Raw genomic sequence first — 15101 nt, 5'->3', positions numbered from 1 at the left:
ACATTATTTAGAAATTAATAGATGATTATGAAGCGATGGATAGCGGTACTCTTTATTGTGGTTTATTCCACTTTGGGGGTTAAAGCAAAGGAAGGAATGTGGATTCCGATACTTTTAGAAAAGTATAATATAGAAGAAATGCAGCAAATGGGCTTTAAACTAACAGCCGAAGATATATACAGCGTTAACAAAGCCTGTATGAAAGATGCTGTTGTGCTATTTGGAAGCGGGTGTACCGGAGAATTGATTTCGGATCAGGGTTTATTAATAACAAACCATCATTGCGGATACAGGGCAATCCAGTCGCATAGTTCCGTTGAGCATGATTATTTAACTGATGGTTTTTGGGCAAAAAGCAGGGATGAGGAGTTGCCCAACGACAACCTGAGCGTTACTTTTTTAAAGAGCATGAAGGATGTTACTAATGAAGTGATGGAAGGGATTTCGGATGATTTGAGTGAGGAGGAGAAGGACAAAATCATAGAGAAAAATATTTCAAGCATTAAGAAAGAAGCCATTAAGGATACCCATTACAAAGCTGAACTTAAACCGTTTTTCCATAGTAACCAGTATTTTCTGTTTATAAACGAGGTATACAAAGACATAAGGTTGGTAGGGGCGCCTCCTTCGGCCATTGGGAAATTTGGCGGGGATACCGATAACTGGATGTGGCCCCGTCATACAGGCGACTTTTCATTGTTTAGGATCTATGCCAACAAAGATAACCAGCCGGCTGAGTATGCTGCAGATAACGTACCTTATAAGCCTGGAAAACACTTCGCAATTTCCATGAAAGGGGTTCAGGAAGATGATTTTACAATGGTTTTTGGATACCCCGGGTCAACAGAACAATACGCCCCGTCGAACCATTTAACCATGATCACCCAAAAAATTAATCCTGAATTGATTGATGTAAGAACCAGGAAACTTGAAATAATTGATTCCTATAAGAGTGATCCGGCGATACGGATTAAATATGCGGCAAAAGATGCCAGTATATCAAACTCATGGAAAAGATGGATAGGTGAAATCAGGGGATTGGAAAAGTTGGATGCCATTAATAAAAAGAAAGATTTTGAAGCTGGATTTAAATCCTGGGCAGCATCCACTAACAAGTATGAAGATATCTTTGATGAATATGATAGGTTGTATGAGGATTATGGCGATTATAGATTGGTTTATTATTACATAAACGAAGTAATTTTTCGCAATGGTGCTGAAATGGTTCGTGCTTCTTCATACCTGGATAAGTTGGTAAGGGAGTTTAAAAAGCCAAAGCCGGATTCTGTTATGGTTAATCTTTATAAGGCAGAGGCCCGTAGCTCGTTCGAAAAGCTTTTTAAGGACTATCATAAACCACTGGATAAGGAGATGACGGCCATGTTGCTTTCTATATACCAACAAAGGATGAAACCTGAATTTTTGCCTGATATCTATAATGAAATTCAGAAGAAGCATAAAAACAATATAGAAAAGTATGTTGATAAGCTTTTTGCCAAATCGGTTTTTGCCGAACCTGAATTAGTATTTTCTTTTATTGATAAATTTTCAGCTAAAAGCATTAATAAAGTCCAGCGAGACCCTGCTTATGTGTTGTATTCCAGCTTTTATAATTTATACCGAAACAAGGTTGCTGTAGTTTATGGTGAATTGAATTCAAAGATAGAAGGATTGAACAAAAGGTATATGGCAGCTCAAATGGAATATCAGGATGATAAAGTTTTTTATCCGGATGCCAATCTGACATTAAGGGTTTCGTATGGCAAAGTAAGGGCATATGAACCCAGGGATGGGGTGCTGTATAAAAACACAACAACACTCGAGGGTATCATTGAAAAAGATAATCCGGATATTTATGACTATAGGGTTCCTGAACGTTTAAAGGAATTGCATAAAAATAAAGATTATGGAAAATATGAAGTGGATGGAACTGTTCCGGTTTGTTTTATTGCCACAAACCATACAACGGGTGGAAACTCTGGTAGTCCTGTAATCAATGCCAACGGTGAACTGATTGGGATAAACTTTGACAGAGCCTGGGAAGGTGTAATGAGCGACCTGATGTTTAATCCGGTTCAATGCCGCAATATTACCTTGGATATCAGGTATGTTCTATTTTTAATTGACAAGTTTGCCGGAGCAGGATATTTACTCGAAGAGATGGATATTGTAATGTGATCGTATCATCTCCCTCAACCGGCAGGGCAAATGGGGGTGTATGGTTTTATTGTCCGGTTTCAACTTTTTGAAAGAGAAAAAAGTGCGTGTCAAACAAGCAGGTATGTAAATGATCTGTTTTTTTTGACACGCACTTTTTATTATTCGTTGGGTTGGTTGCCCATTTTAATAATTCTGTTGCTTAGATTTTTATATAAAGCATGAAGTTCATGGTCATCGGATAGCATTTCAAGGTGCGAATCCATAATAGCTTTATCCCCTCTGATAGCCGGCCCGGTTTGAGCTTTAGCAGGGCTCAACGATTCTGTTTTTAATGCAGTTTCTATTATTAAAGGTTTAATAACATCAAAACTAATATTGTTTTTACTTAGCAACTCTTCTGCAATGGCATACATGTGGTTCGAAAAGTTACATGCAAAAACAGCAGCCAGGTGGATGTTCTTTCTTTGATTTGAGTTGCAACTTGATACAGTTTTGGAAAAGCATTTGGCAAATTTCGTTAGTTTATCTTCTATTTCAGGTTTGTCCGATTCTATAAGAATGGGTATTGAGTCAAACTCCACATCCCGGTCTTTACTAAAAGTTTGAAAAGGGTACAAAATTCCATTATTCTCAAACTTCAACAGAGCATCAATATTTACACTGCCTGCGGTATGAACCACAATTCCTTTAACTATGGGCAACTGATTAATAACTTGTAATAAAGCTCCATCTTTTACAGAGATAATATATAAGTCGGCATCTTTTTGTATCTCATTCAGGTTATCGGTAGCATATGCGTTTACTTTATCAGCCAATAATTCTGCATTAGCCAGTGTATAACTATATACCTGTCTGATATTAAATCCCTTTTTGGATAGGGTGTAGCCTAGTTGTGAAGCCAGGTTACCTGCTCCAATTAAAATAATATTTCTAATCATGTTGTGTTATTTTTAAGATTACCAAAGATAAAATAAGTTGTGCAGAAGGAGTGGTATGTATATAAAAAAATCGTTGTTAGTATTTTATTTATTATAGGTGTACAATGGGCTTGTTTAATATCAATCGACTTAACCTCTCAATAGGGAGTAAATATTTCATTGTCCAATTCTATGGACGGGAATTTTTACTAAAAAGCAATGATTTTTTCATCATTTGCTATATTTGCAAGCTTGAAAATTGGTATAGTATATCTTATTAATAAATAAAATGAACAATCATTTTAAAGAAATTACATTACAATCAACAGGGGCTAAGGAAATGTCTGTCCATGAAGAAATCCAGAGTTTATGGAGTGGATATGGAAGCATTGTAAGGATTGATTTGAAAGGGAGTGAGCTAAAAAGTGTTGTTGCAAAGCATGTAAAGATGCCCAATAACAATAAGCACCCCCGGGGATGGAATACCGATTTCTCGCATCAAAGAAAAGTGCGTTCCTATGAGGTTGAAACATATTGGTATAAAAAATATGCAACCATGTGCGATGAATATTGTAAGGTGCCTGAATGTCTTGCTGTAGAGCAACGCGGGAGTGAGGTCTTTATGGTGATGGAGGACTTGGATGCAAGTGGTTTTGGCAGAAGGTTATCTTCTGTTGAATGGAAACATATCGAAACCTGCCTCAAATGGCTGGCGAATTTTCATGCTACATTTTTAAATGTAAACCCCCAGGGACTTTGGCCGGTTGGAACATACTGGCATTTGGATACCCGGCCTGATGAATTAAAAGTTATTGAGGATGTGGAGCTGAAAAACTCAGCTTCTGCAATTGATTGTGTTTTAAACAATGCAAAATACCAGACCTTTGTACATGGCGATGCCAAACTTGCCAATTTTTGCTTTTCAAATGATGGTGAAAAAGTTGCTGCAGTCGACTTTCAATATGTTGGAGGAGGTTGTGGAATGAAGGATGTGGCCTACTTTGTAGGGAGTTGTTTGTATGAAGAAGATTGTGAACGACTGGAATCGGAAATATTAAATTGCTATTTTTTAGAACTTTCTGCGGCTTTGTCACGTATGAATAAGCACGTTGATTTTGAAGGACTTGAAAATGAGTGGAGAGCTTTGTATTATTATGCATGGACTGATTTTCACAGGTTTTTAAAAGGATGGAGCCCGGGACATTGGAAAATAAATGATTATAGTGAAAAGGTATCCCGGGAGATTATTCAACAATTAAAAAAGTAAAAATAGTGATGCGCTTCAAGAAGATATTTTTATCTTCAGCGCCAGTTTTAAACCTCACAGAAATGTTAAGCACACAAGTATTACAGTTATTAAGCCAAAAAGCGATAGAGGCTGCCAAAGAAGCCGCTACTTTTATTTCATCATATGATATAGAAAACGTAACTGTTGATATAAAGAAAAACGAAGTGGGGTGTTTAACACCACAGGGGGGTACGTCTGTAGCTTCGCAGGTGGTAACCGAAGTTGATATCAAAAGTCAGGAAATAATCCTTAATATTCTTAATCCTACCATCCGGGAGTATGACCTGGGTATTTTAGCCGAAGAAATTGTTGATGATAACAGTCGTTTTGAAAAGGATTGTTTTTGGTGTATCGATCCTTTGGATGGAACATTGCCGTATACCCAGGGATATCAGGGATATTCAGTGTCGATAGCATTGGTCGCAAAAGATGGTACACCGGTAATAGGCGTAGTTTGCAATCCGGTAACAATGGATGTGTATCATGCTTTTTTAGGAGGAGGAGCTTTTAAAAATGGAAATTCCTGGACTGATGATAAAAGACCGGGGGATAAATATTTTACCCTTATTAATGACAGGAGTTTTACAAAACATCCGAAGTTTAAGGACATTACCATGTGTGTTAATGACGTGGCAATGGATTCCGGCTATTCAACTTTTAAAATGATAAAGCAGGGGGGCGCAGTTATGAATGCCATTTGGGTATTGGAAAACAGACCTGCATGTTATTTTAAATTACCCAAAAAAGAAAAAGGCGGCGGTAGTATTTGGGATTTTGCCGCTACAGCCTGTATTTTTACAGAACTGGGTGTCCCTGTTTCTGATATTTATGGTAATAAACTGGACCTGAACAGTAAAGAATCTACTTTTATGAATAATTATGGCGTGTTGTTTTATGATGTGCCCGATATTCAGTGCAATAATATGTTGGCTAAATTTCTTGAGTAATCAGTAGTTTTAAATTGTGTTTGGGAGCTTAAAGTAAAATATACTTCCTTTACCTTTTGTGCTTTCAACGCTGATTTTACCGTGTAAAATATTCGAAATCTTGTTTACAATGGCCAGCCCCAATCCGGCACCGGTTGTTTTTACCGAATGGTTTGAAGTAACTTGTCTAAACGGTTCAAAAATATACTTTTGATCTTTGTTTGAGATGCCAATTCCACTATCCTCAACATATACCACTACCATTTTTGGTTGTATGGTATACCCAATTTTTATATAGCCCTCTTTGGTGTATTTTAATGAATTAGAAATAAGGTTGTTGAGTACTTGCTGAATTAAAGCATAATCAGATACGATATGAACGGAATTGTTTTCATCCGGTATATCAAGTATCATTTTTAGGTTTTCCCTTTCGGCTGCAATGGTATATATATCATAGGTTTCCTTAATAACCTTTGCCAGGTTTATTTTATCCCACTTGGGTTTCATCACCCCTGATTCAATTTTTGATAAATTGATAATACTATCCAAAATAGATAATAATTGTTCGCTTCCTTTTAAAATCAAATCAGTGTATTCCTTGAATTCTTTAGGATCTGATTCGCAGGCTTCCAGAATCTGTGAAAATCCCATAATACTATTCATGGGCGTCCTGATTTCATGACTGATGTTTGCTAAAAATGCCTGGGTTAGTTTTTCGCTTTCTGAGGCTTTGATTAATGCCTGATTTAGCCTTTGATTGGTTTTTCTAAGTTTTTCTTTATCTGTTTTTAAATTGTCATTTGTAGTGTTAATTTCATGGATATAATTCGAAATCTGCATTTTCATGTTCTCAAAAGCTCTGGCCAGACTTCCGATTTCATCTTCTCTTGACAATAAAAAATTATCGGTTGAAGTTTCAAGATTTCCTTTAGCAATACTGTCCGATAGTTTTTTTAAGCGTAACAAAGGGGTGGTTATACCTCGCGACAAAAAATTTACAATTACCAGGGTTATTAGTAAAAACAAAACACTAAAAATAGCAGTCTGCTTTTCAACAGCAGAAAATATGGGGAAAAGCTCAACTCTGGGGACTGTCATAATAAGTTTGTACCTGCCATTATATAAAGGCATATAGGCAAGTTCAACCTTTGTTTTGTTATGTTTTATATTTGAAATGGCATTTTCTTTATTGTCCGACAAAATCATATCCACAACCTCCGGGTTAAACTGGCGCGATATCGGGAAGTTGATTTCTTTTACATTCTGGCTCATGATCACATTCCCGTTTCCTTCAACGAGCCATAGTCTTGAGTTTGGTGATGGTTTGTGTTGGTTAAAATCAGTAATTATCATTGATGGATCTATGCCAACACCGGCAACTCCAATGGGATTGGTTGTTTTTCCCATTATTACATTGACAAAAAGAATCGATTTATTCAGATCCCGGTTGTAATCAAAATTTAATGATGTTTTTATTTTGTTGTCTATCGTGTTGTAAAACCAGCTATCGTCAGGATCAAAGCCTGATACAACATCCAATAGGTTGAAATCTTCACTCCAGTAGTTTTTGGTAATGCTGTTTACAGCAAAAACGGTAGGGTAATTGTAATTTTTTTGCAGGAAGTCAAGTCGGGAAAGTGCAAGCTGTTTGAGTTTGTCATCCTTTTCACCACTTAAAAACCAGGAGGTAAGAGTTGGATCTTCAGCAAGCAATTCAGAGGTTTCAATGGCTTTGTGTAATATGGTGTGAAAAGAACTCTGGGACGCTTTTAAAACAGTAAACAGGTTTTTTTCCCTGTACTCGTTTATTAATGATCTTTTTAAGGTGGTTATATGTATAATAACAAGTAAGGATATGATTAGCAAAACAAAGATTCCTAATATTAACTGTAGCTGAAATCTTATTTTTTTGAATTTAATCATACCCGAACTTCTTTTTTGCAACAATGTAGGATTTTGAAGTTAAATAACGAATTTTTTACCAATAAAATAATTGGAGGATTTCAATATTTACCCCATTCTACCTTTGTAATCTTCATATCCAAATTTTCTAAGCAGCCTGAAACCTTCCTTAGAGTTCCATATGCCAATAGAAGGATGGTTTACGCCATTAAACATGGTTGTTTTTACCATGGTGTAGTGAATCATATCTTCAAATACAACTAAATCACCAACCTGAAGCTCCTTATCAAATGAATAGTCTCCCACAAAATCACCAGCCAAACAACTGTTGCCTCCCATCCTGTATGTTGGCTTTCCGTCAACAGCCTGCATATACGCATTCTTTATGCCGGGTTGATATGGCATTTCAAGGCAGTCGGGCATATGGGCAGCAAACGAAACATCTAAAAGCGCCGTCTTTATTCCTTTATTTTCAACTATATCAACTACCGAACTTACCAAAACACCTGTTCCCCAGTTGAATGCACTTCCCGGTTCCAGTATGAGCTGTATATTCCACTTCTTTTTAAAGGCTTTAAGTACGGTTACCAGATGCTCTACGTCATAATCTTTATGAGTCATTAAATGACCGCCTCCCATATTTAGCCATTTAATTTTTGACAAGTATTTGCCAAATTTACTTTCTACAGCTTCCAGTGTCTTTTGCAGGTCGAATGATTTGGATTCGCACAGGGTATGGAAGTGTAATCCTTCAATTCCATCAGGAAGTTCCGAAGGCATATCTTCTATGGCAATTCCCAGGCGGGTTCCTGGCGAGCATGGGTTGTATAAATCCGTTTCAACGGTTGAGTATTCTGGGTTGATACGCAAGCCCATCGATATTTTATGAGGGTGAGCAAGCACTTTATCTTTAAAACGGTTGTACTGGTTTAAAGAATTGAATGTAATATGCGAGCTATAGCCCATAATAGTATCAAAGTCAGCATCGGTATATGCCGGGGCATAGGTGTGAGCTTTACTTCCCATTTCTTCAAATGCCAGTTGGGCCTCGTTTACAGAACTTGCAGTAGCCACTTTAATGTATTCCCTGATAATTGGAAAAGCTCCCCACATAGCAAAAGATTTAAATGCCAGGATAATTTCTGCACCAGAGCGATCCTTTACTGATTTGATTAATTCCAGGTTTTTACGAAGTATATCTTCGTTTAAAACATAACAAGGTGAGGGGATGTTGGAGTAATTCATATGCATTTTTTGTTATGCGCAAGTATGCACAAGGTTTTATCGTAAAGAGTTTAAAATTAAAAAAAGCTCGCATAATATAACTTTGCGAGCTTTGTAAATATCCATGGTGCTCTTTGCGAGCAATTATATTATAACTCTAAATCAATATCGTGTTCTTCAACCCATGGCAATCCAAGTTGATTTAATTTTTCCATAAATGGATCTGGATTAAATTCCTCAACATTATAAACACCTGCTTTTTTCCATAATCCCTGAAGATACATCATTGCTCCAATAGTAGCGGGAACACCGGTTGTATAACTTACCCCTTGTGCACCGGTTTCTTCAAAAGCAGCCTGATGGCTACAGTTGTTATAGATATAATATGTTTTTTCTTTCCCGTCTTTTAATCCTTTTATTCTACATCCTATAGATGTTTCGCCGGTATAGTTTTCGCCAAGATCACCCGGATCAGGAAGTACGGCTTTTAAGAATTGTATAGGTACAATCTCCTTACCTTCGTACATAATTGGTTCAATACCTGCCATACCAATATTTTGGATTACCCTAAGGTGGGTAAGGTATTCCTGACCAAAAGTCATCCAAAAACGGGCACGTTTAATTGTTGGGAAGTTTTTCACCAACGATTCTAATTCTTCATGGTAAATCAAATATGATTCACGATCACCTATGTTCGGGTAATTTAAAGGCTTATGGATTTCATGTGGCTCTGTTTCAACCCATTTTCCATCCTGCCAGTATTTTCCTTTTTGGGTTACTTCACGAATATTGATTTCGGGATTAAAGTTAGTGGCAAAAGCTTTACCATGGTCGCCTCCGTTACAGTCAACAATATCCAGATACTGGATCTCGTCAAAATGATGTTTGGCGGCATGTGCTGTATAAATGCTTGTTACGCCTGGGTCAAATCCACATCCAAGAATGGCGGTGATACCAGCATCTTTAAACTTATCGTGATAAGCCCATTGCCATTTGTATTCATATTTGGCTTCATCCAGTGGCTCATAGTTTGCTGTATCTAAATAAGCAACACCAGTTTCCAAACAGGCATCCATAATATGAAGGTCTTGATATGGCAAGGCCACATTTACAACGATATCCGGACCAAAGGATTTGATCAACTCAACCAATTCAGGAACATTATCAGCATCAACCTGAGCGGTTTTAACACGGTTGTTTCCAATTTTTTCAGCAATAACATCGCATTTGCTTTTTGTGCGGCTTGCCAACATAATTTCAGTAAAAACCTCAGGTAATCCAGCCATTTTTGTGGCTACCACAGTGCCTACACCACCGGCACCTATTATCAAGACTTTTCCCATCTTTTTATGTGTTTCAAAATAAGTGTTTATGTATAAATGTTTAACATGGCAAAGAAAGATTATTTTTTGAATAATGTAAATAGTTTAGGAAATATTTTATTGATAAATATCTAAATTTAGCTCGTGAATAATAAAAGAAAATGTTTTAAAATATTGGTAAAATGATAGCGAAAACCACTAACAGAATAATTGTAATATTCTTATTGATTATAGCTAATGTAGCTTGTGATCAAATAACTAAAGAAATAGTACGGGATAAGGTTGAATACCATAAGCAAACAGAAGTTGTAGGGAAGTATTTAATACTTACAAAGGTTGAAAATACTGGAGCTTTTTTGGGTATGGGAGATTCTCTTCCCAAACCCTTATATATATTGCTGATGATCCTTTTGCCATTGATAGCTATTGGGTACGGTGTTTATTATCTGGTAAAGCATAAAGAGATATCATTGGTTGTGTTCGTTGCCATTTGTTTTATTATTGGCGGTGGCATTGGTAATATATGGGATCGGATTTTGTTCGGGTCTGTTACCGATTTTCTTTATTTTGATTTTGTGATTTTCCATACCGGAATTGTAAATATGGCAGATATATCTGTTACTCTTGGATTTTTTATGATACTATTTGAGCAGGTTCTGAATAGGAAAAATACTGCAAAAAAATAATGCTGATTGTACTGTAGATAATTGTAAAGGATAGAGAAATGCAATAATTATTTTGACGAATGGCAGTTTTATGGTGATGAAGGGTGTGAGATTAGAAAAACCATTAACTAAATTTGTTAAAGAAAGAACAAAGCGGAATAAGCTTTATACGAATAATATAAGTTAAAGTTTGTTCAGCCGCAGTCTGGAAAATTGCATTTTCACTATCCAATTACAATTATAATTATATAATTGCGCAAAAGAGCAGAAGTCTGTTAAAAGGTTACAGGTTTCTGCTTTTTTTAATGCATAAATTATCCTGATTGAATCATTTTAAGTAAGGGCATAACCGGACATTCTATTTCTGCGGGTAGTATAGGCGATGTGAGGTTGTAGTCTATCTTAAGATATAATTATTGACTTTATTCCTCAGAATATTATTAAGAGTTTGTTATCTTGGGGTTGCATTTTTATATACTAAATAGATATGAAAACAGACACAGGAAATAATTTAGTGGAAATATATTCCGGTCCTTCTGTAGAAGCCGGAATTGTAAAAAGCTATTTGTCGGATTCTGGCATTGAAGCATATTTAAAAGATGAATATATGGGTACTATTGCCCCTTGGAATGTTTCTGCCGGCGGAGCTAATCCGGTTAAGATTTTTGTTCCGGATTCGGAAATGGAGCAGGCAAAAAAGTTGGTAGATGAATATTTTAATCATATAAATAAGAACCTGTAATTATTTGTTTGGAAACATATGGTCATTGCTCAATCGTCCAGAATACTTCTTCGGCATATCGTACCTGATGATATTGATTACTTTCATAAAATCTATAACAAAGAAGAGAATATGAGATATGTATCCAATGGGAAAAGCAAATGGTCGAGGTTGGAAATTCTTGAAAAATGTGGGATGAAACAAAGCCATAGGGGTACTACAGTTGGGGGTAAGGAATATTTGGTTTATGAGATGACTGGAGAGGTGTTGAATAGTTAATTTAAACGTTGAAAATGTTGCTTTATTCCTCTTTCTTAAAAGTTTAACCTTTATTAATATAACCTTTTATAATATAATGCGTAACATTGCACAACCTTAAAAACAAAACTGTCGGCAATAAGAATGATGGTGGGGTATTAAATTGTTGATATGAAGCTAACTTTTGTAGCGTTTTTATTTATTGCTGTTTTTATTTTAGTTGTTGATGCCTTGGCATTTTTGGTTTGGAAACGGGAAGTTGAAAAACCAATGGATAAAACAACTAAATGGTTGGGGACTTTTCTCTTTTTTATAGTTCCTGTATTTGAAATTGTTTCCTATTATTATTTAACGCAATCTATTCGTGATGCATCATCGCCAGAATTTTATATTTGGTTTATGATGGCTAATGCCATATGCTTGTTTATATACTTGCCAAAGGCATTCTTCTTATTTTATTATGGTTTATTTATGGTGGTTTCAGCTATAACCCAACTATGGAAAAATAAAAAGTATTCAAAGGAGCAGACAACGATCAGGTATCCGCGCATCAGCCGTAAAAAATTCCTGAGTCAGGTAGGAATAATCTTTGCTACCGCACCATTTATATCCCTTATTTTTGGGATGCACAAAGGTCGCTTTAACTTTTTTACCCGACACCAACGTTTGAGTTTCCCAAATTTGCCATCAGCTTTTGATGGTTTTAAGATTATCCACATATCAGATATTCACCTGGGATCTTTTGCCAGCAATTATCACAAACTTGAAGGTATTGTTGATATTATTAATGATGAACATGCCGACGCTATATTTTTTACCGGAGATTTGGTGAATAATTTTCAGGAAGAAACCTACGGATGGGAGAAAGTATTTACACAACTTAAAGCCCGATACGGTAAGTTTTCTATTTTAGGGAATCATGATTATGGTGATTATACAGATTGGAATACGCCGGAAGAGAAACAGAGGAATTTTCAGGGTATTGTAGATGCCCATAAAAAGTTTGGTTTCAGGCTGCTGCGTGATCATTCTGTTTCTATAGAAAAAGAAGGGGAAGAAATTGCTTTAACAGGAGTTGAAAACTGGGGGCATGATCCTTTTCCCCGTTATGGAGACCTTCAGAAAGCTATGGCAGGTACAGATGGATTCCCGTTTAAAATACTATTGTCGCATGATCCGGATCACTGGGATGCAGAGGTTGTGGATAAAACAGCATATGATTTAATGCTAGCAGGGCATACACACGGCATGCAGTTTGGTATTGACTGGAAAGGATTTAAATGGAGCCCGGCAAAATATAAGTTTAAAAAGTGGGATGGTTTGTATCAAAACAAAAACCAGTTTATGTATGTGAACAGGGGACTGGGCTTTTTAGGAATGCCAGCCCGAATAGGGATGCCCCCTGAAATTACGGTTATTCAGTTAAGTAAAGGGCCTGTAGGTACAGAGCCTATGTAAAAAAATATCAGTAACCAATTTTTTTAATTGATTACTGATAAACGATAATTGTTAACTGAGAATTATGCTACTGCACAATTATTAACGTACCAGGATACAGAGTGATCCTGTCCGTTTATGAGCTCTTCTATAATTTTATAATTATCCCATTTATTTCTGGAGCTGGTTGTTTGATCCATGGCTTTGATAAGCAGCAGCCAGTCGTTAATTATTTTAGTAGTTAGCCTTCCTTCAAAGTGTTTCAGTATATCAAGGCATCTGGAGCCTATGAAATGAATGGCTGGCTGTTCTCTGTGAATAGATTCTTGTGTTGTATAAATATTATCTCCCACCTGAATAAATTCTGAATCATCTAAAGAAATGTTGAAAGAAAAATCGACTTTTGACATATAGAATTCCTCCTAAATTTAGATTAACAAATAGTACTTATAATATACTACATATTCTTTCCAATTAAAAGAGGAATTGTGTATTGATATTCAATTTAGAATGCATAAAAATTGAATATATCGCTTTGGCTTAAAATTGTTTACAGATTATTTTAGTTCATAAACCCGTCCCGAATATGGTGCCACTTTAACGCCAAGCCCATTGGTTATGGCTACTTCCTGAGGAAAACTCACTTTGTTCTTTTGGGTTAAAATATCAACTCCTTTAAAAAACTTATTGCTTTCAACTCCTATAGTAAAAAATGCATGTGCCGGAATTTTTATTCTGCATTTTATTTTTTCGGGTGAGAAGTTTACAACAACCAATAGAATGTTGCCTTCGTGATACCTTAAAAATGCATAGAGTTTAGAGCTGTCAAAATATGGATTGTCTTCGTTTGCCCACATCAGATCGTAAAACTTCCCTTCTTTAATTTCCTCGTAGTCGTGCAGTATATTCAGGAATTTTTTATACCACTTTTGAAGGTCAGCATTGTCCTCAGGCAGCATGGCATTGTCAAAGGAACCATTGTTAATCCATTTTTCGATTAAATCGATACTCCAATAATCAAAGATTGTGGTTCTTCCGTCCTTCCCGCTAAATCCTTCTTCTTCCATACCGGGTTCTCCCAGTTCCTGACCAAAGTATATCATTAAGGGATTGGAGTACATTAAACCGGATATAATTAATGCTGGAATTGCTTTATGGGGGTTGCCAGCAAAATACGGAGAGGCGATCCTTTGTTCATCATGGTTTTCCAGGAAGAAAAGCATGTGTTGATGTATTCCATTTAAAACGTCCCAGGCTTTGGTAATGGCATTGGGTTGTTTATGTCCCTGGATAATATCTTTTAAGGTGTCGTACATGCCAACTTTATCGTATAAAAAATCAAAACCACCATAAGTAATGTACTGACGATACAGGTCGGGGTTGTACACCTCGGCAATGAAAATAACTTTAGGATATTTTTCTTTTATCTTAGGAATTACCCAATGCCAAAACTCAACAGGTACCATTTCGGCCATGTCGCATCTAAAACCGTCAATTTTTTTATCCGCCCAAAACAGGAGTACATCATACATTTTTTGCCATGTATCCGGAATGGGGTCGAAGTGTTTGCTGCCATCAAATATGTTTATCCCATAATTAAGTTTGATGGTTTCATACCAATCGTTTATGCCCGGTTTTGAAGATAAGCAGTCGTTCCCGGTTACTTTTGCAGGTTTTTCTATCAGGCGATCCGCATTTTTGGGGGTTATAGGGCCATCAAAAGTTTCGTCGGGTAAATAATAAAAATTGTTACTGGCACTGAAATTTACAGAAGTGTCATCATTTTCTCCAAAGTCATTTATGCCTTGAGGTTTGTTGTCGGAAATATAATGTCGGGCCAGATGATTGGGGACAAAATCAATGATAACTTTTAAGCCGGCGTCATGGCTTCTACTGACCAAGCCCTCAAATTCATTCATTCTTTCAGTAACATTTGTAGCTAAATCCGGGCACACATCATAGTAATCCTTAATTGCATAAGGAGATCCTGCTTTTCCCTTGATTACCTCAGGATAGTCTTTTGAAATGCCAAGGCTGGAATAATCGGTAGTAGTGGCGTGTTCTATAATGCCTGTATACCAAACGTGAGTGATACCCATGTTTTTAATTTCGTGGAGTGCTTTTGGAGTAAAGCTGTTCATCTTTCCACATCCATTTTGTTCAATGGTGCCATTCTTTATTTTTGATGTGTTATTGTTGCCAAAGAGGCGGGTAAATATCTGGTAAATAACTATTTTTTGCATATGTGTGTAGAATGATGTTAAAAGATTCAGGTTTCAAA

Annotated in this window: 13 protein-coding genes; 7 read left to right on the top strand and 6 right to left on the bottom strand. The window is 36.4% G+C overall.

The window, feature by feature from the left end:
- The first annotated feature begins 27 nt into the window (after positions 1-27).
- A complete protein-coding gene (locus OM074_RS09750) occupies positions 28-2178 on the top strand; it encodes a S46 family peptidase (protein ID WP_301199285.1) in 2151 nt (716 codons plus the stop codon).
- A gap of 140 nt (positions 2179-2318) precedes the next feature.
- Here OM074_RS09750 and OM074_RS09745 read toward each other — a convergent pair whose 3' ends face one another.
- Positions 2319-3098, bottom strand: a complete 780-nt coding sequence (locus OM074_RS09745; RefSeq protein ID WP_301199284.1) for a Rossmann-like and DUF2520 domain-containing protein — start codon at positions 3096-3098, stop codon at positions 2319-2321.
- 268 nt (positions 3099-3366) lie between these two features.
- On the opposite strand from OM074_RS09745, the gene OM074_RS09740 reads away from it, so the two are divergent.
- Both OM074_RS09740 and OM074_RS09735 read left to right on the top strand, forming a co-directional pair.
- On the top strand, positions 3367-4344 hold the full coding sequence (locus OM074_RS09740; RefSeq protein WP_301199283.1) for an oxidoreductase family protein: 978 nt from the start codon (positions 3367-3369) through the stop codon (positions 4342-4344).
- A gap of 62 nt (positions 4345-4406) precedes the next feature.
- The gene (locus tag OM074_RS09735; RefSeq protein WP_301199282.1) at positions 4407-5312 is read left to right on the top strand and encodes a 3'(2'),5'-bisphosphate nucleotidase CysQ family protein; all 906 of its coding nucleotides are present in this window, start codon (positions 4407-4409) and stop codon (positions 5310-5312) included.
- Between the two features lie 9 nt (positions 5313-5321).
- On the opposite strand, the gene OM074_RS09730 is transcribed toward OM074_RS09735, so the two are convergent.
- From OM074_RS09730 to OM074_RS09720, 3 genes are all read right to left on the bottom strand, one after another.
- Positions 5322-7214 (bottom strand): sensor histidine kinase, encoded by a 1893-nt coding sequence (locus tag OM074_RS09730; protein WP_301199280.1) that lies wholly within the window; start codon positions 7212-7214, stop codon positions 5322-5324.
- A gap of 87 nt (positions 7215-7301) precedes the next feature.
- Positions 7302-8438, bottom strand: coding sequence for a carboxynorspermidine decarboxylase (nspC, locus tag OM074_RS09725; RefSeq protein ID WP_301199279.1), 1137 nt, complete (start codon positions 8436-8438; stop codon positions 7302-7304).
- A 128-nt stretch (positions 8439-8566) separates the two neighbouring features.
- Positions 8567-9760, bottom strand: coding sequence for a saccharopine dehydrogenase family protein (locus OM074_RS09720; protein ID WP_301199277.1), 1194 nt, complete (start codon positions 9758-9760; stop codon positions 8567-8569).
- 161 nt (positions 9761-9921) lie between these two features.
- Between OM074_RS09720 and lspA the strand changes: the two genes are divergently transcribed.
- The 4 genes from lspA (at position 9922) to OM074_RS09700 (ending at position 12841) form a co-directional block, all read left to right on the top strand.
- Positions 9922-10425, top strand: coding sequence for a signal peptidase II (gene lspA / locus OM074_RS09715; protein ID WP_301199276.1), 504 nt, complete (start codon positions 9922-9924; stop codon positions 10423-10425).
- A gap of 466 nt (positions 10426-10891) precedes the next feature.
- Positions 10892-11146, top strand: coding sequence for a putative signal transducing protein (locus OM074_RS09710; protein WP_301199274.1), 255 nt, complete (start codon positions 10892-10894; stop codon positions 11144-11146).
- Between the two features lie 18 nt (positions 11147-11164).
- The gene (locus tag OM074_RS09705; RefSeq protein ID WP_301199273.1) at positions 11165-11404 is read left to right on the top strand and encodes a hypothetical protein; all 240 of its coding nucleotides are present in this window, start codon (positions 11165-11167) and stop codon (positions 11402-11404) included.
- 150 nt (positions 11405-11554) lie between these two features.
- Positions 11555-12841, top strand: coding sequence for a metallophosphoesterase (locus OM074_RS09700; protein WP_301199272.1), 1287 nt, complete (start codon positions 11555-11557; stop codon positions 12839-12841).
- 62 nt (positions 12842-12903) lie between these two features.
- Here OM074_RS09700 and OM074_RS09695 read toward each other — a convergent pair whose 3' ends face one another.
- The gene (locus tag OM074_RS09695; protein WP_301199271.1) at positions 12904-13230 is read right to left on the bottom strand and encodes a hypothetical protein; all 327 of its coding nucleotides are present in this window, start codon (positions 13228-13230) and stop codon (positions 12904-12906) included.
- A gap of 147 nt (positions 13231-13377) precedes the next feature.
- Positions 13378-15063, bottom strand: a complete 1686-nt coding sequence (locus OM074_RS09690) for an alpha-amylase family glycosyl hydrolase (RefSeq protein WP_301199269.1) — start codon at positions 15061-15063, stop codon at positions 13378-13380.
- Positions 15064-15101: the final 38 nt, after the last annotated feature.

The sequence above is a fragment of the Plebeiibacterium marinum genome (genome assembly GCF_026013615.1).
GTDB lineage: Bacteria > Bacteroidota > Bacteroidia > Bacteroidales > Marinilabiliaceae > Saccharicrinis > Saccharicrinis marinus_A.
The sequence above is the reverse complement of the archived record's forward strand: the minus strand, read 5'-3'. Positions and strand labels throughout refer to the sequence as shown.